Here is an 18,075-nt window from a genome sequence, read left to right as displayed (position 1 = left end):
GTCAGCCATTTTAGCTAGGATTAGCAGACTGGAGTATTTCCCGAAAAATCCTGCGTCGATAGGAAGGGGATTCATTGCTGATATTCCATAAAGTTTCGTAGAAAAAGAAAGAAACACCAAAATTTTGTTGTCTCGATTTTTCCACTTGTTGAGTAATATTAACCATCGGAATCGGACGACCTTTTAAACCAGATAAAATCCCAATAGCTACGGGGATAGATTGTCTAGCTTGCTGTAATTCTGGTTGGGATAATTCCCAGTCAAAGGCGTTCATATCAGTTCGATACACTTGCACTATTAATTCATCAATCAAGTTTTTTTCTTGCCATTTTTGCCAATCTAAAAGATAGGATTCTAGGGAGAAAGTGTAGGGATTAGGAGATAGGGAAATAATCGCTCTAGGTTGCTGCTTTTTAATCGTCTGGGCCAAACTATTCATATAGTCAGTAATTTTATCGGCCCGCCATTGAATCCATGCTTTATCTTGGTAATCTTGCGGTGGTAATTGTCCCGAATGTTCCCTTTGATAGAGTTTAATTGTGGTTTCATCATAGCCAAAATCGGCGGGATAACCAAAATGGTCATCAAACTGAATTCCTTCTATATCGTAGTTAGTAATAATCTCGCTGACTAAATCGGTAATAAAGTTTTGTACTTGTGGATGTAAGGGATTTAACCACACCCGTTGATGCACTTTTCCTTCCCACCAAATCACGCTTTTATCCTGTCTTTGGGTTAACCAATCGGGATGTCGTTTGGCTAATTCTGAATCCGCAGGAGCCATAAAACCAAATTCAAACCAAGGAATAATTCTTAATTTTTTCCGATGACCTTGGCTAATTATTTCCTCTAAAAAGTCGCGATTTTTTAAAGACTTATGGGGATCGATCGCTCGTCCTGTCACTTTTTCTGCTACCTTAGAAGGATAGAGTGTATAACCCCAATTCCAGACCGTGGGATAAATAGTATTAAAGTTTAAATCAGCCAACCTATCAAGGGCATCTTTTAGGGTTTGCGGTTTAAATAATACCTCACTATCGATATTAGTTAACCAAACTCCACGAATTTCGGGTTTTTCTTGGGGTTGATTGGTCGATTGTGCCGGATAATTAAAGGTTATCGTCATGATACAAGCAAAGATAATTAAAAATATTACCCAGCTTATTTTTCCGTATCTTTGACTATAAATCACCAAACTATCGGCGAAATTATTAAAACTTTTACTGATTTTATTCATAATGGGAAGTGGGGAGACTTTACAGTTATCAGTTCACTGATAACTGATAACTGATAACTGATAACTGATAACTGATAACTGATAACTGATAACTGATAACTGATAATAACTAAATTATCTCTCTAAATTGCGAGGATCTAGAGAATCGCGTAAACCATCACCGAGTAAATTAAAAGCTAAAACGGTGAGAATAATTAACAAAGCAGCTGGCCAAATTAACCAGGGTTGTAGAACAATAATTGAGGCATTGGTAGCCAGAGAAAGCATATTTCCCCAACTAGGATCTGGTTGTTGAATTCCCAAACCAATTAAACTTAAAACCGATTCGGCCACGATAAAACCCGGCACGGCTAACGTAGCAGAAATAATGATATAACTGGCAGTTTGGGGCAGCACATGACGCAGAATAATATAAAGGGGTTTTGCTCCCATAGCTTTAGCGGCCTGAATAAATTCCTGTTCTTTCAGGGATAAAACTTGACCGCGAATTACCCGCGCTAATCCCGACCAACTGATAAAAGAAGTAATCAGGACGATTAATAAAAAGCGTTGGGTGCTGGTTAATCCTGCGGGTAAAACGGCTGCCAGAGCCACGAGTAAATATATGCCGGGGATAGTCATTAAAACTTCCACAAAACGCATTAAAATCGCATCTAACCAACCGCCAAAATAGCCAGAAACGCCACCAACAAATAAACCGATAGGGAAAGAAATTAAAATCCCGACCAAACCGATAAATAAACTAATTCTGCCCCCGAAAATCAAGCGACTAAAACTATCGCGTCCCGATTCGTCAGTTCCCAATATATTGATTCTACCATCGCCGATGACCCCGAACAGATGGCGATCAAAAGGGATACCGGGGAATAAAGTTACTTCCTCCCATTTTGGCGGCAAAGGTAGGCGAATTTGACCAAAATTATAGGTTTCACCCTTAACCAAGAGACGCAGCGGCAAGGGGTTGTTAAAATCTCTAATTAGCTTCCGCTCACCAGTTTCTATATTAATAGCACTTTGAGTGGTGGGATAGACGTGGGGGCCAATCCACTCACCCTTGTTACTTCCCGACTGCGAGCGCCAAAAGATTTGGGTGGGGGGGAGGAGAGACTGACCGGGTTGAGAGGAGTAGGGAGAGTAGGGAGCGACAAAATCCGCCGCCATTACGCTTAAATAGAAGATTAACAGTAAAACTGCTCCCCAACGGGCGAGAGGATTATCTTTGAGTTTGTGCCACCAGTCCATAGGCGATGAGGTCAATAGGAGAGTTAATCTTTATTTTGCTAGTTTGATTGCTACAATTCATCATACCAACAAAAAAGCTGTCTAATGTTTATCAATCCCCTTGTTTATGAGAAATCTTCTGTCTATCGTCAAGATTTTGAGACAGCGCAACCGTTTAAGCATTTGGTCATCGATAATTTTTTAGTTAGGGAGCAAGCGCAAATTTTGCTGGAAAATTTTCCGAGTTTTAATCCGCAAAAAGCCATTAGTGAGTTAGGAAAAGTTGGCGGGAAGGCGGTTAATGAGGATTTAATCGGTTTGGGGGGTGTTTATCAACAGTTTGGCCGCTACGTTCAAGCTCAAGAGTTTTTAGAGTTAATTTCCCAATTAACTGGTATCGATAATTTAATTCCAGACCCTAGTTTTTATGGGGGTGGAACCCACGAAAATTTACACGGTCAAGAATTAGACCCTCACATTGATTTTAACCTTGATGAGCGTCACTGGTATCATCGCCGCTTGAATTTATTAATCTATTTAAATCCCCAATGGCAAGCAGATTGGGGAGGGAATCTAGAGTTACATTCCAATCCTCGTCAACCGGAAGAGAATAGGATTAAATCTTTTGTACCTATCTTTAATCGTTGTCTTATTTTTGAAACCAATGAATATTCATGGCATGGATTTTCTCAGATTAATTTACCAGAAAATCAACGGCATTTATCCCGGAAATCTCTTTCTATCTATCTCTATAGCAAAGAACGTCCTATCGAAGAATTATCCCCATCTCATACAACTTTTTACATCCCGCGCCCGCTGCCAGAAAATATTCAACCCCATCAAGTTTTAAGCTCGGAAGATTACCAACAAATTAAAATTTTATTGAAAAGACGGGATGATTTAATTCGTTTTTATCAAGATAGAGAACTGAAAGAATCTCAGGATTTAGTTAGTTTAAAATCCCATATTAAACGCTATCTATCCCTCCAATATCCTCGCCTATGGCAAATTATTAAAAGTTTACTCCGTTGGCGAAAATGACCTGAGAAAAAAATCCCTACTTTCTTTGATTGGAAAGTAGGGAATAACCAAAAAAACTAACTGGGAACTTAACCTAATAACTGAGTAGCACGCGCAGTTAAAGCATTGGCAGTTAAGCCATTATAGGCCATAATTTCCCCAGCACTGGCGGTGGTTTCTCCCCGTTTCCAAGCAAAGACATCCCGACGCGCATTACTGCGTAACATAATCGGTTCTAACATGGCACTTGTACCACCGGTTACTCCGATTACAGCATCACCAGCAAAGAGACTATCAAAACCAGCATCATCAAGGAAATTATTATCCGCTTGCGAGCTAGTTTCACTCATCACATCGCTAGGACGGTAGAGACGACGGGGATTAATTACCGAGACGATTTTTACACCGATTCCCGCTGCTTCTAACTGTTGTGCAGACTCAAAGACGGGTAATAAAGTCATATCACCAATGACGGCAAAAACGACTTTTTTACTGCCTTCCGATTCCTGGAGAATTACGCCGCCTTTTTCTAAAGCTTGATGGGTTTGCTCAAAGGTGGTTCGCACCGGTAAAGGCGATTTACTAGCGGTGATTGTAATGCCTTTATTGCTGGTTCCTAACGCCCATTCATAACAGACTTGAATACTGTTAGCATCGCAGGGAAAGAGAGGGAAAATATTACCATTTCGCATCATAGCGGCGAAATAATTTTCAATCTCTGGGCGTTGGTGTGTCCAACCATTACGTCCTTGCTCCAAGGCTCCGGCGGTGAATAAAGTAATAGTAGAAGGGGTGGGACGACGTAACTCGGCCATCGCTTGGGTTACAGTCTGCCAAATCGGTAAACCATTGATAGCAAAAGACTCGTAGGAACACCATAAAGTCCGCGCTCCCAAGAGAGATAAACCGACGGCTAATCCGGCACAGGCATCCTCGCTTAAAGGCTCATAAACTTGACCTTTCGGACTCTGGAAATAGGTATCATCGCTGGTGGGGTGAATAATCTTTAAACCGACGTTAATATTATTAATTCCCGAAGCGGCATTACCATCAGCATTAGTGACGACAAAATTGGGGTCAGCTTTACCCACAGCTACCACAAATTCCCCCATAGCAGTGGTGGCCACTTTTTTATCGCCACCCACAGTATATTCGGTCATCGGTAAGGTTCCTAAATCCGGCAGCGGGAAGACTTTTTCCGTTACCACTGTTTCCGCTGCTGGACCCCCTCCAGAGCGCTCGAAATTAGTACGAACAATTGCCCAAGCTTCAGGGGGTAAAGCGCGTTCTTGTAAGGCAGTAACGATATAATCTTTTTCTAAAGAATCTCCCGGATAAAGATTATGGGAAGCTGCTCCCCGTTTGTGAACTCCCGCCCCTTTAAGTTGTTTAATAATGATCACCGTTAGTTTACCACCTAGGGCTAATTGGGCGGCTTTATCCGTGGCCATTAACACCGCTTTCATGAACTCCAGACGCTGGTTAAAAGAGAATTTGGTGCTATCTACATATTCCCCATTTTGATTAGCATCATCGAAGTCTTTGGCATTAATGAGAATCACTTCCTCGAAACCATTACCGCGCCAATAGGCTTCCATTTCGGCGTTAGTTTTCAGGGACACCATGCTATGGTGTTCTTGGGAATAGCCATTCCAAACTAAAATCGGCAGAAAATTGGTAATTTCTGGATAAGCAGTGTGAAAATGACCGAAACTACTCATAATATACGGTTCTCCTAAACCACCATCCCCGATAGTCACAGGGAAAAGGGTATTAGGGTGTAATTTGGCCGCCGCCATGGCGAAATGTTGGCCTTGGCCCAAAGGACCAGCCGGCCCGAGCAGTCCGGGGATTTGTCCGGAAAGATGCCCTAAAAGTCCGTGTTTTTCCCGAAAACGTTCTCCCAATTCCCTGACGTTGCTGATGCCCATGGCTTCGAGAGAGCGATCGAGAAAGACGTTACTATAAAAACCGGGGGCATGATGGCCCACTTCGGTGAAGATATTTTTCTGGCCTAACATCATCAAAGAGGCAATTACGTCGGCAGCGCTGGCAAAACCGCCGGGGTGTCCCGATTCTTTGGTAGCGGTGATTTGCAGGGTGAGGTAACGCAAAGCATCGGCGGCTAGGAGAGTTTGATAGATAGCATTTGGGTCATTAGCGGCAATAATAGCGGTTTTTCCCTCAGCGATAGCGGCTTTTCCTGCATATTTATCAAATTCGGGTAAGGAAGTCCCAAAATATTTTATCCCTTGACAAAAATCGGGAATTGTGCTAGTAGCTGTCATAAAATTAATATACCCCTTTACATACAGGCAATCATTAAAACTATCTTACAGTTAGCGGTAACTCTCGATAGATGCGATATTACAGGGGGTTTCCATAGGCGATCGACTATTTGTGCTACACTAATCGCCAATGTTAACGATAAAATTAATCCTATTGATCATGTTAAATAGCGGCCAATTACAGCATTTAATCAGCAAATCACTGCGTTATCTATTAATTATCGGCACTATTGCCCCTCTAACTTCCTTAGAAGCTCGCCCAGTCCAAGCTACTCCTCCTAGTAGCGCTGCACCCGCTAAAGAGGCGATTGCTCCTATCCCCGCAGAAAGCAAAGAGTACACCCTAGGAGAAGGGGATAAAGTGCGCGTCACCGTCTACCAAGTCGCGGATTTAAGCGGCGATTTCCTTGTTTTAGCCGATGGAACCCTGACTTTACCTCTGATTGGTAGCGTCAAAGTGGAGGGAATGACCGTCACCGAAGCCGGCCAAACCTTGGCCAAGCGTTACACCACCTATCTCAAGCGTCCCGTGGTTACTGTTAGCATTCTCACTCCCCGGCCTCTGCAAATCGCCATCGCGGGGGAAGTCAATCGTCCGGGTACTTATACAATTAACCCCGAACAAAGCCAAAAAACGCCCCTATTGACCGAAATAATCCGGCAAGCGGGGGGAGTAACCACCGTGGCCGATATTGGTCAAGTTCAAATCCGACGCAACCTCAAGGGACAAGAACAGCTAATTCAAGCCAATCTCTGGCAATTAATCCAAAAAGGCGATAAAACCCAAGATGTTAGCCTTAGAGATGGTGATAGCATCGTTATTCCCACTAAAACGACCCTTAGCGTCGGGGAAGTCAATCAATTAGCTGATGCCAATTTTGGACTAGATAGCGATCGAGAAATTAATGTTACTGTGGTGGGAGAAGTTTATCGTCCGGGGTCCCATCGCATTGTCCCCAATCAAGTTAACACCGTCACCACAGAGAATAATCGGGGAATTCGACGACAACCGGCCCGACTAACCCAAGCTATCCAAGAAGCGGGAGGTATCAAACCCCTCGCCGATATCCGACAGGTGCAAGTGCTGCGTTACACCCGTGACGGTTCCCAGCAGAAAATCCCCGTAGATCTCTGGAGTTTGCTCGATAAAGGCGATATGACCGCTGATATCATCCTCCAAGAAGGGGATACGGTGATTATCCCCACCGCTACTGAAATCTCGGCCAAGGAATCGGAAACCCTAGCATCGGCCAGTTTTGCCCCCAAAACCATTAACGTGAAAGTGGTCGGGGAAGTGAAAAAACCGGGGACAATTGAAGTTCCTCCCAATACCCCTCTCAATCAGGCAATTTTAACCGCAGGAGACTTTGATAAGCGTCGCGCCAATCAGTCCACAGTGGAATTAATTCGTCTCAATCCTAACGGGACTGTCACCAAAAACTCAATTAACATCGATTTTTCCCAGGGTATCAACGAGAAAACTAACCCGATTCTCCGTAATAATGATGTGGTTGTGGTTCATCGTAGCGGTCTGGCCTCTGCCACCGACACCCTCGGCACGGTTTTAAGTCCCTTTACCGGTCTGACAGGCCTCTTCAACGGATTTTTAAATCTTTTCCGTTAAAAAAGTTCACTTTACCCCGATGTCATTAGCCCAGTAATCGAGCTAATAATAGATATAGAAACGGCAAAAAGTCGTGAGCAGTCACGGCTTTTCTGCTCAATAGACTCAGGAAAGAAAACTATGATTTTTCTCCTTACTCTAGCCCTCATCGCCCTGTCGATTAGCTATAATGTTCAAGGCGAAATAATTAGCCTCAGTACCCGCTTATTAGGTCTTTTTTGTGGCTTGTTAAGTTTGTTCTTTACACCCCTACTGGTAAAGGTTTTTATCCTTGTCACTTTAGTCCTCTTTAGCTGAGATTTTAAACCCTAAACCCGACTAAAACCCTAAGCATACATAACCCATCAAAAAAACTGTTATGCAAAAACGCTATCTCGGTCAGACTAATATAGAAATTACTCCCCTTCTTGTGGGTACTTGGCAAGCAGGAAAAAAGATGTGGGCAGGTATTGAAGATGAGGAAAGTATTAAGGCTATTCGTGCAGCTTTTGAGGCAGGAATTACCACTGTAGATACAGCCGAAATCTACGGGGAAGGTCACTCAGAATTGATTGTCGCTCAAGCTTTAGCCGATGTGCGAGAACAGGTAATTTATGCCACCAAAGTCTTTGCTAATCACCTCAAATATGAGCAAGTTATCGCAGCTTGCGAGCGCTCTTTAAAAAACCTCCAAACTGATTATATCGATCTTTACCAAATTCATTGGCCTAGTGGCTCATGGAACACAGAAATAGTGCCTATTTCTGAAACTATGGCCGCTCTTAATTATCTAAAGGCACAGGGAAAAATTCGAGCTATAGGGGTTTCCAATTTCTCCCGCTCTCAACTGGAAGAAGCCAGTCAATACGGCAGAATTGAGAGTATTCAACCTCCCTATTCTCTCTTTTGGCGCTCGGTAGAAAAGGAAATTATGCCCTATTGTATAGAGAATAATATTTCTATTTTGGCCTATTCTCCCCTTGCCCAAGGTTTATTAACAGGAAAATTTAGAAATGGTTATCAGTTGGCAGCGGAGGATCATAGAATTAAAAATAAACTCTTTCATGGCGAAAACTTTCAGAGGGTACAAGCGGCTTTAACTCAATTAGAACCCATTGCTAAACGCTATAATTGTTCCCTAGCTCAATTATCTCTTGCTTGGTTAATTAAACAACCCCAAACTAATGCAATTGCTGGGGTAAGAAATGCCGCTCAAGCAGTTAATAACGCTCAAGCAATGACAATTAATTTAACCCCAGAAGACCTACAATTAATTGATAATATTGGTAAACAGGTAACTGATTTCTTGGATGATAATCCTGTGCTGTGGGATTTTTAAAAATTATGCAGCAGTTATCCTAATGGTGAAGACAGAAGTTTTGGTGGGTGCATCTCAACATTTGCAGAAATACCGACAATCAGCAATTATCAGTGACTCTTAAATTGGTACAAAAATATGAACAATCGCGTCTAAGCATCCCACCGAAAAACTAATGCGCTCCGGGGTTTGGGGGCGGCGCCACGACCCCAACGGGGGGTTTGGGGGGTAGAACCCCCCAAAAGCTTGGATTGAGTGATAAAATCGAAAGTAACGCCCAATTTTAAAAGAGAGTTCCCTTTACAAATCCCAACTTAGTAGATTTACGAAAGTGAGATTCAGTTCCTGTTCTTTGATTGTAACTGGCTACTTAGTTGATGATAGGTGGTGCGTTAGTAACGCACCCTACGTTTTACTTAGTAGATTTACAAAAGTGAGATGCACCCTATTTAATTCTTAGGAAAAAGCCTGTATAATGATAGCTATAGTCCGATTCTTACCGCAGGATTATCCCTATGGCTAAATCGAAAAAACACAATCTGCAATGGATTAAAGAAACCCTCGACTTAAATCCAGATCATAACTGGAAATCTAGTCCGGGTAATAGTATTTTTGTAGCTGGTCGCGGTGCAGTTCGCTTTGAAGTTCCTCAAGATTGGCATTTTGAACCCGATGATAATTCCTTTCGTTTTTTGGATAGAAAACCCCCCAATGATGATTGTCGTTTAGAGGTTTCCTATAATTTACTTCCCCCCGGAGATTGGAAAGAATTGCCCCTGAAAGGAATGGTCAAAAAATTAGCTCGTGAAGATAGCCGCAATCCTCACGAAATTGGCGAAGTTATCCAAGAAAAACGCCAAACTGTCCGCATTGTTTGGGTGCAAATTCAATTCATCGACCCCCAAGAAAATCGACCAGCTTATTCGCGCATTGCCGTGGGTATTGGTTCTGGTGTTCAATGTTTAATTACTATGGATTATTGGGTCGATGATGCGGACAAATTCACCCCCGTCTGGGATACGGTTATCTCCTCGCTGGTGTTAGGTTTATACATTCGCGATCCCCGCAGCGGTTTAGCTTTCCCCGACTAAAGGTAATAACAATTTTGCAGGAAAATTTCCTTGACAAAAAACCTTAATTGTGATAATAGAAAAATTGATCGCCCGACTCGCGTGGGGATAGCTGCCGGTCCCCGCATTGACGGGATGTGCAGGAAAGCAAGAGGCACTGAGACTCAAACGCAAGCTATGACCTTGAGGAATAGTGATAAAAGTGGCTTGCATGGCAATATTTAGGGGCGATTCGGGATTATTTACCCGTTTATAACCCTGAGTGATATTAAAAACCCGACCATCGGGGGTAACTTGAGAAACCACCGCGCAGATATCGAAACTAACCGCATCTGCTTGACAATAACAATCCAGACGGGGACTGCCCAAAATCGTTAAATCTTTCCCTAGGGGGGGAGAAGTGTAGGTAATCACATCACTGCGACAGTCTAGCATGGTGCGGTCGAATATTCCCCCCGGTAGGGCGCTATGACCTCCTAAAGATGGCACTGGTCGCCAAGGATCGTGAACGATGGTATCCTCGATCGCAGGTTCTAACAAAATCGCGCTTAATTTCCCCTCATCCTCGCGCAGATTGGCTAAACCTTGACTAGCAAGATAATAAATTTGCTGATTTTCTCTGGGAAACTTCTCCAGATATCGCCATTGATTAGACCCCATTTGAAATAGATACATAGGAGGATTTTTTAATAATTCCGTTTCCTGACCTTTTAAGAAATAATCAAACCATTGCAGCTGCATTTTATCCACGGGACTAATTGCCTCTTGACCATAATCTATCTCTCCTACTTTTCTCCCCCAGGGTAGATGAGTCCAAGCACCAATAATTAGCTGTTGGGGATAGATAGAACGCGCTTGCATTTCTTGGTATAAACCCAAAGTTCCCCGGAGATGAGGATCGAACCAACCCCCGATATGTAACATCGGTAAATCGATATTTTTTAACAGGTTTTGCGGTGATAAATTTTGCCAATAGTCATCGGGAAGATAACGAGTAATCCAATCGTGATAAAAAGAATCAGCAGCTAAATCTTGCAGAATTTGGGGAGAGGCAGCAATAGGATAAAAAAGGGGTAAATTTCGGGAAGCTACCCAGAGTTTTTGATAGGCAGTTTCGTCCCCTTTTAATCTAGCTGTTTCCGCCGCTAATTGTATTGCCCAAGCGAGATTATATTGTAAATTAAATGCTTCATTTTCATAGCCCCAATCTCGATATAAATCGTGAGCTATCATTGCTGGGCAAATAGTTTTTAAAGCAGCATGACCATTAGTAGCGGCGTATAATTGAGTCATTCCCTGATAGGAAAAACCATACATTCCCACCACACCCGTATTATTAGGAATAGTTAAAACCCATTCAATGGTTTCTAATCCGTCGCTAATTTCATGGGCAAATAAATTAAAATTTCCCGTCGAGTTTCCCCGTCCCCGGACATCCTGAATTACTACAATATAACCCTGACGTGCATACCAGCTAGGATGGGCATAAACCACCGTGGAAGCGATCGTTTTTCCGTAGGGTTGTCGCATTAGTAAAATGGGAAAAGATTCCCTACTATCGGGAAGATAAATATCGGCAGCTAAACTAATGCCATCTTTGGTGATCAAACTAGCCGTTTCTTTTTTTATGGGTAGGGATTAAACATTATTATCTCTTTCAGATCAAAAATACTGTCGGGTGGCTCAATCGAGAAAACTTGACAAAGACCAGATAAAGCTTAACTAAATGTTACAATAGAGGCGGACTGCCTCAACTGCCTAGGACTGGAGAAAAATCAGCGATGCTACGACTAGAGAGAATTAGTAAGATTTACCCGACGGGAGAAGTGTTAAAAGATGTCACTTGGGAAGTAAAAACTGGCGATCGCATCGGGTTGGTGGGAGTCAATGGGGCCGGAAAATCCACCCAGCTGAAAATTATTATGGGGGAAGTGGAACCCACCGCCGGGGAGATCATCCGTCCTACCAGTCTCCATATCGGCTATCTTACCCAAGAATTTGAAGTGGATCCCCGTCGGACGGTACGGGAGGAATTTTGGACGGTGTTTCAAGAAGCGAATCAAGTCCACCATCAACTAATAGAAATTCCCCAGCGCATGGAAAAAGCTGATCCCGAAGAATTAGATCGCTTAATTCATCAATTGGATCGCCTACAAAGACAATTTGAAGCGTTAGATGGTTACGGATTAGAAGCGCGCATCGAGAAAATTTTACCAGAAATGGGCTTTACTAGCGATGACGGCGATCGCTTGGTAAGTTCCTTTAGTGGTGGTTGGCAAATGCGGATGAGTTTAGGTAAAATTCTCCTGCAAACTCCCGATATTTTACTCCTCGATGAACCGACTAACCATTTAGACTTAGAAACCATTGAATGGTTAGAAAAATTCCTCAAGGATTTAACCACTCCCATGGTCATAGTTTCCCACGACCGGGAATTTCTTGATCGTCTCTGTACCAAAATTGTCGAAACTGAAAGGGGAGTTTCTACCACTTATTTAGGTAATTATTCTGCCTACCTACAGCAAAAATACGAACAACAATCTGCTCAGTTAAGTGCCTACGAACGTCAGCAAAAAGAACTAGAAAAACAGCAAGCTTTCGTGGATCGGTTCCGGGCCAGTGCCACCCGCAGTACCCAAGCAAAAAGCCGGGAAAAACAATTAGAAAAGGTAGAAAAAATTGAAGCACCAATTGCCGATGTGCGTACCTTAAAATTCCAGTTTCCTCCAGCAGTGCGTAGTGGTCGGGAAGTGGTAACTATTAAAAATATTGTTCACATTTACGATGATAAAATTCTCTTTTTGGGAGCAAATCTGGAAATAGAAAGGGGCGATCGAGTGGCGTTTTTAGGACCAAATGGTGCAGGAAAATCCACGCTTTTACGTTTAATTGTTGGGTTAGAAGCTCCCACAGAAGGCTCGATCGAAATCGGTAAACACAACGTTATTCCTAGTTATTTTGAGCAGAACCAAGCGGAAGCTTTAGACCTAACTAAAACTGTTTTAGATACCATTCATGATGAAGTTCCCGATTGGAAAGATGTGGAGGTTCGCAGTCTTTTAGGGCGATTTTTATTCAGTGGGGAAACGGTATTAAAAAAAGTAGAATCTTTGAGTGGTGGCGAAAAAGCGCGTCTTGCTTTAGCCAAGATGTTACTTGCTCCCGCTAACTTATTAATTCTCGATGAACCCACTAATCACCTCGATATTCCCGCCAAGGAAATGTTAGAATCGGCTTTAAAAGTTTATGAAGGCACGGTTTTAATTGTTTCCCATGATCGTTATTTTATCTCCCAGGTAGCTAACAAAATTGTCGAGATTCGGGATGGGGAATTAATTGTCTATGCAGGAGATTATCACTATTATCTAGAAAAACTAGACGAAGAAAAACAAAAAGCCGAACAAAAACGCATTGAAGCAGAAAAAGCCGCTAAAGCTGCCGCGAAACGGGCTAAACAAAAGGCCAAAAAAGGTTAGAATGTAAAGTATCACCCTATCCACGATTATCTATTCAATTAATTAATCTTATGGCAGCTATAAAAGTAGGCGATCGAGTTCCCAATTTTTCTCTCCCTTCCCAAACAGGGGCAACGGTTAATGTCAGCGATTTAATCGGTAAAAAATCCCTGGTAATTTATTTCTATCCCAAAGATGACACTCCGGGTTGTACCGCAGAATCCTGCGCTTTCCGCGATAGTTACGAAGTGTTTACCGATGCGGGTGCGGAAGTTATTGGTATTAGTGCCGATAGTCCCCAATCTCATCAACAATTTGCCCAAAAATATAATCTTCCCTTCACCCTTTTAAGTGATAGCGATAACCGAGTCCGTAAATTATTCGGTGTTCCCTCTACCTTATTCGTCCTCCCCGGACGAGTTACCTATATCATTGATCAAGAGGGAATCGTCAGACATATTTTCGATTCTATGTTAGATTTTAAAGCTCACGTTACCGAATCTTTGAACACGATTAAATCTTTTTAGGTTGATGATTATGCAAGAAATTAAAACATCTATCCCATAATTGGGACAGTTCTGACTTAAAAATAAAATTAATGGTGTGTTAATTTTGACTAACACACCCTCAATCTGCTTTAGTTATTGGCAAAAATGACGGCTGGAAACAGAAGGCTAACATAGGCAAAGCTAACACCCAAAAGTTTGTCGTTATTCCTTATAACCGTCTAATTGAAATGTTAACTTATACTAAATCCGTTGAGTAGTGGTTTCAAGTTACAACATCCTAAGAAAAGCATTCCCAAATCCGTTCAGCTATGGGATAGAGAGGTGCGTAGTTCAGCCAAGGAGAATTAATCTCTCGAAGTAAAAGTGAAGGGAATTTCTCAAATGGAATTCAGTCTGTTTATAATTGACTATACTTTTACTAACTATATAGTAAAGACTTTCAGGGTGTTTTGCTTGACGACTCCAATGGACTTGCTATAGGAACGATAAAAGTTCACCTTTCTTGGCGCGATGCTAAATAACAAACTACAACTTCTGTTAACTAGGGTAGGCCCATGGGCTGTTGGCGGCCTGCTCGGCGGTTTGATCGGCTCTCTGGCCGCGGTGCTGCTGACTGAGGCAATTAAGCAAACCCTCTGGATTGCCTCTAGACTGGATAGTGTCTGGCTACTGCTGCTGCCTCTGGTGGGCGTTACCTTAGCAGTGCTAGTCCTGTTTGGACTGGGTAGGGGGCAACCCGTGCAGACCTTAGCTCCCCGGGAGGCCACTGCCTCTGGCCGCTGGGGTTCTCTCATGGCCTGGTACTCCTTCCCCCATGACATTGCTCGCGCCGATCTGACCGGTGACGTGGTCAACGCATCCGGCGCGGAAGAGCGATTCCCCTGGAATCTAGCACCGTTGCGCGCCCTGGCCATCCTCTCCACTGTTGGGCTGGGCGCGCCCATGGGAACCGAATCACCAGCGGCTCATATTGGCGTGGCGACGGGAACTTGGTTAGGTATCATAAATCCAGCCCTGCGTCAACTGGTGCGTCCCCTGGCCATCGGTGGCGGTGCGGCAAGTGTTTCTGCTCTGATGGGAATCCCTCTGGTGGGCAGCTTTTTTATGTTTGAGTTGAGTCAGCGACGCCAGGTTCCGATCACCCCGGAGCGAGTGGCGGCGATGTTAGCCGGGGACTGGTGGGATGGGGAGTCAACGTTGCCTTTAAGCTGCAACTGATCCGGCTGGTGGTGCCGCAGGTTGCCCCGACTGACTTCTGGGATGCGGTGGGTGCTACTTTGTTGATCGGAGCGATCGCTGGCACGATTACAGCCCTCACCGGTGAGGCGATCTACTGGGCCAGAGGCTTGCGGAACAGGCCCGCCACTCGTCTCCTGATCGGTGGCCTGGTGATGCTATTCTTGGCGATCGTGATCGGACAGGTGGCGACCCCTGCAGCGGCTTTTGGTCCAGGGGGAGCCGCTATCGTCTGGGCCGAAAACACTGAAACGACTCCTTACCACCTGTTGGCGGTAGCTCTGCTCCGGGCTGCCGCCACCACCGCTGCCGTTTTAGCCGGGGGCTGTGGCGGCGTGTTTGTCCCTTTTCTGGCGATCGGCGACCTCAGCGGCCGGGTGTTCGCAACCACCTTTGAGATTTCGGGGGATCTGGCTGGTGCGGCGGGGGCAGCGGCCGGTATTGCGGGCGGCTATCGCCTACCTCTGACCGCCATGGCGATGGTGCTGGGGGTGGGTGGACCAGGGGCAGCCCAGCTAACCTGCCTTGCCACAGTAGTGGTCGCCGCCCTTTCGGGATTGGTGGCCGCACGGGCAGCCAATCAACTCTCCAGTTCCCTGCGCGCAATGTTCCGCTAGAAGCCACCGTCAGGGGATTGAAATCAAATTTGCAATCCCATTGAATTTGACCCCGTATTATGGGAACTAACCCCCACAAGCCTTGCTACAGGGCAAATTTAGAATTGCTGCTTTAAACCCAACTTGTCGTAAAGTGAAATAGGACTGACCAGTGCCACCGATTTTGATTAGCAAACTCCCATGATTCATCAACCCCCGGCGGGGACAAGGGATTTATTACCCCTAGAAGTTACCCAAAAAGGCTGGATTAACGATCGCCTTCAGTCTGTCTTTCAGCGTTGGGGCTATCAAAGGATCGTCACCTCCACCATTGAATGGCTCGATACCCTCACCGCAGGCGGTGCGATCGATCCCAGCACCGTGATCCAACTGCACGGGGATAGTCAAGGACTATCGGGATTACGCCCCGAATTAACCGCTTCCATTGCCCGTAGTGCCGTCACCCGCATGAGTGGGGAGTCCTATCCCCAACGTCTCTGTTATCGGGCCAACGTTTTTCGTCGCCCTAGTGCCGGTTATCACGGTCGTCAAGTGGAATTCTATCAAGCGGGGGTAGAACTGCTCTTTTCTGGCGGTTTACTAGCCGATGCCGAGATTTTACTGCTCCTGGCCGACTGTTTCGATAGTTTGGCCGTCCCTAACTGGCAGATTATTTTAGGAGAAGCGGGTTTGACTCGTTCGCTACTTTCTCCCTTTCCGGATCCCTTACGGGAACAGGTGAAACGCTGTTTAGCCCTCCTCGACTACGTTAGCCTCGAAAATCTTCCCTATCCCAACGAAATCCTCCGGCAGCAAGCCCGACAATTATTTCATCTGCGCGGTAATCCTGAGGATGTCCTCGCACAAGTGGCCCTATTAGCCCAGGAAGAATCAGCCCAAAAAGCCGTTAATAACCTTAAATCCCTAGTAGAGCTGCTTAATGCTGATCGCTCTAGTCCTTTCCCCCTAATTCTCGATTTAAGTCTCATTCAAACCTTTGATTACTACACCGGCATCGTTTTTAAGGCGGTTAGTGATCACCAGCAAAATCTCAGTATTTTAGGCCAGGGCGGACGCTATGATCAATTATTGGGCGTTTTTCATCCCCAAGGCCAATCGGCTCCGGGTATCGGTTTTTCCCTGAATATCGAAGAACTGCACGGAAGTCTATTATCGGGGCAGACTTTACCCACTCAAGCTCCCCCCCTCGACTGGTTGCTTGTCCCTTTGGGTAATAACGCCCAGATAGCGACTTTTAGTAAAGCTCGCTCCCTTCGCACCAGTGATCCTAATCTGAGGGTGGCGATCGATTTAGGTGGTCGCAGCGAGGCACAAATTCGCACCTATGCCCGCGATCGAATGATTAAAAATCTCGCCTGGGTGCAAGAAGATGGTTCCGTGATCGAAGAATCTCTCTAAAAGGGGGCAAAAGCGGCGAAAATACTGCCTTCTGCCCGCTGCTATAGGACTCTATCTAGGGGTTTGCGGCAAAAAGTACGGGCGAAGCATTCGGGCAATAACCTATCGGTGAAACCGTAGATTTTTTATCCGAATGCTTCGCCCCTACAGGACAAAGATGTAGATGTAGGTTGCTCTAATGGGAAGTTTTGTGACTACAAGTAGCATTGATGATATTTATGGGAAATAATAGATTTAGATGAGTGCCTAACTTTCCAATTGGTAGCGACTTGCTATGAAACAACCAACCGCCAATTATGATGAACCCTGGAAAGAAGCATTAACCGAGTATTTTGAAGCGTTTTTATACTTCTTTTTTCCTGAAGTTCACCAACTAATTGATTGGACACAAATTCCCGAATCCCTAGAAAAAGAACTCAAACGGATTACCGCTTCAGCAAAGACAAAAAAACGTTTCGCTGACAAACTCTATTCAGTTATCAGTTATCAGTTATCAGTTATCAGTTATCAGTTATCAGTGACTAATTGGAAACAAGTAGCAATCCCTTTGCTATAATAGTCATGGCACACCTGAAAACAAAAGCGACTACTGGGAAGCTGCCAGAACGGGAACAGTGGAAGTGGAAGTTAATCAGGGGATTATATGAAAAGGAGTTTAAGAGGGAACAGATAATTAAACTGTTTGAAATCATCGACAATATGATGACTTTATCCCCTAAATTGCAGTCAAGTTTAGAGAGTAAAATTAAACAATTTGAGGAGGAAAGAACCATGCCTTTAGTAAGTAATATGGAGTTACGAGGAATCGAACGCGGTAAGGAAATAGGCAAGGAAATTGGTAAGGAAATTGGTAAGGAAATAGGCAAGGAAATTGGTAAGGAAATTGGTAAGGAAATTGGAGCGTTAGAAAAAAGCCGCGATGACATAAAAACAGTTTTAACCGTGCGCTTTGGACAGATTTCTTCAGAAATTGAAGAGATAATCGGCAAAATGACTAACCCTACTATCTTAGAAGAGCTACTAAAATTAGCAGCTACCGCTAATTCTCTCGCAGAATTTAAGCAGTCTTTGGCAAAAATCAATATCTAGAAAACGGTTTTCTT

Annotated in this window: 13 protein-coding genes and 2 pseudogenes; 11 read left to right on the top strand and 4 right to left on the bottom strand. The window is 44.2% G+C overall.

All coding sequences use genetic code 11. The features are described 5' to 3' along the window. Positions 1 to 10: 10 nt before the first annotated feature. Positions 11 to 1,237, bottom strand: a complete 1,227-nt coding sequence (locus tag VL20_RS15385; protein ID WP_052277002.1) for a glycoside hydrolase family 10-like protein — start codon at positions 1,235 to 1,237, stop codon at positions 11 to 13. A 114-nt stretch (positions 1,238 to 1,351) separates the two neighbouring features. Continuing rightward, positions 1,352 to 2,479 (bottom strand): ABC transporter permease, encoded by a 1,128-nt coding sequence (locus VL20_RS15380; RefSeq protein WP_052277001.1) that lies wholly within the window; start codon positions 2,477 to 2,479, stop codon positions 1,352 to 1,354. Positions 2,480 to 2,563: 84 nt separating this feature from the next. Here VL20_RS15380 and VL20_RS15375 point away from each other — a divergent pair, with 84 nt between their 5' ends. Further along, positions 2,564 to 3,499 carry a 2OG-Fe(II) oxygenase gene (locus VL20_RS15375; protein ID WP_052277000.1) on the top strand — a complete coding sequence of 312 codons (936 nt, stop codon included), beginning with the start codon at positions 2,564 to 2,566 and terminating at the stop codon, positions 3,497 to 3,499. A 68-nt stretch (positions 3,500 to 3,567) separates the two neighbouring features. On the opposite strand, the gene VL20_RS15370 is transcribed toward VL20_RS15375, so the two are convergent. Beyond that, positions 3,568 to 5,766 (bottom strand): phosphoketolase family protein, encoded by a 2,199-nt coding sequence (locus VL20_RS15370; RefSeq protein WP_052276999.1) that lies wholly within the window; start codon positions 5,764 to 5,766, stop codon positions 3,568 to 3,570. A 130-nt stretch (positions 5,767 to 5,896) separates the two neighbouring features. Here VL20_RS15370 and VL20_RS15365 point away from each other — a divergent pair, with 130 nt between their 5' ends. The 3 genes from VL20_RS15365 (at position 5,897) to VL20_RS15355 (ending at position 9,778) form a co-directional block, all read left to right on the top strand. Then, positions 5,897 to 7,390 (top strand): polysaccharide biosynthesis/export family protein, encoded by a 1,494-nt coding sequence (locus VL20_RS15365; RefSeq protein WP_052276998.1) that lies wholly within the window; start codon positions 5,897 to 5,899, stop codon positions 7,388 to 7,390. Between the two features lie 358 nt (positions 7,391 to 7,748). Beyond that, positions 7,749 to 8,708 (top strand): aldo/keto reductase, encoded by a 960-nt coding sequence (locus tag VL20_RS15360; protein WP_052276997.1) that lies wholly within the window; start codon positions 7,749 to 7,751, stop codon positions 8,706 to 8,708. A gap of 494 nt (positions 8,709 to 9,202) precedes the next feature. Then, positions 9,203 to 9,778: a hypothetical protein gene (locus VL20_RS15355; protein ID WP_002794004.1), complete on the top strand. Its 576-nt coding sequence runs from the start codon at positions 9,203 to 9,205 to the stop codon at positions 9,776 to 9,778. Here VL20_RS15355 and VL20_RS15350 read toward each other — a convergent pair. Continuing rightward, positions 9,761 to 11,365 (bottom strand): CocE/NonD family hydrolase, encoded by a 1,605-nt coding sequence (locus VL20_RS15350; RefSeq protein ID WP_128575232.1) that lies wholly within the window; start codon positions 11,363 to 11,365, stop codon positions 9,761 to 9,763. The genes VL20_RS15355 and VL20_RS15350 overlap by 18 nt on opposite strands. A gap of 173 nt (positions 11,366 to 11,538) precedes the next feature. Between VL20_RS15350 and VL20_RS15345 the strand changes: the two genes are divergently transcribed. From VL20_RS15345 to VL20_RS15320, 7 genes and pseudogenes are all read left to right on the top strand, one after another. Beyond that, positions 11,539 to 13,233: an ABC-F family ATP-binding cassette domain-containing protein gene (locus VL20_RS15345; RefSeq protein ID WP_052276995.1), complete on the top strand. Its 1,695-nt coding sequence runs from the start codon at positions 11,539 to 11,541 to the stop codon at positions 13,231 to 13,233. A 50-nt stretch (positions 13,234 to 13,283) separates the two neighbouring features. Then, positions 13,284 to 13,739 carry a peroxiredoxin gene (locus tag VL20_RS15340; RefSeq protein ID WP_002760875.1) on the top strand — a complete coding sequence of 152 codons (456 nt, stop codon included), beginning with the start codon at positions 13,284 to 13,286 and terminating at the stop codon, positions 13,737 to 13,739. Between the two features lie 104 nt (positions 13,740 to 13,843). After that, positions 13,844 to 14,082 (top strand): annotated as a pseudogene (locus VL20_RS33800) (hypothetical protein); the annotation flags it as partial. A 149-nt stretch (positions 14,083 to 14,231) separates the two neighbouring features. Further along, a pseudogene (locus VL20_RS15335) lies at positions 14,232 to 15,574 on the top strand (chloride channel protein). A gap of 180 nt (positions 15,575 to 15,754) precedes the next feature. Beyond that, positions 15,755 to 16,972, top strand: coding sequence for an ATP phosphoribosyltransferase regulatory subunit (locus VL20_RS15330; protein ID WP_052276994.1), 1,218 nt, complete (start codon positions 15,755 to 15,757; stop codon positions 16,970 to 16,972). 274 nt (positions 16,973 to 17,246) lie between these two features. Continuing rightward, positions 17,247 to 17,528, top strand: coding sequence for a hypothetical protein (locus VL20_RS15325; protein ID WP_052276993.1), 282 nt, complete (start codon positions 17,247 to 17,249; stop codon positions 17,526 to 17,528). A gap of 5 nt (positions 17,529 to 17,533) precedes the next feature. Continuing rightward, the gene (locus VL20_RS15320; RefSeq protein WP_052276992.1) at positions 17,534 to 18,061 is read left to right on the top strand and encodes a hypothetical protein; all 528 of its coding nucleotides are present in this window, start codon (positions 17,534 to 17,536) and stop codon (positions 18,059 to 18,061) included. Positions 18,062 to 18,075 lie beyond the last annotated feature (14 nt).

The sequence above is a fragment of the Microcystis panniformis FACHB-1757 genome (genome assembly GCF_001264245.1).
Classification (GTDB): Bacteria; Cyanobacteriota; Cyanobacteriia; order Cyanobacteriales; family Microcystaceae; genus Microcystis; species Microcystis panniformis.
The sequence above is the reverse complement of the archived record's forward strand: the minus strand, read 5'-3'. Positions and strand labels throughout refer to the sequence as shown.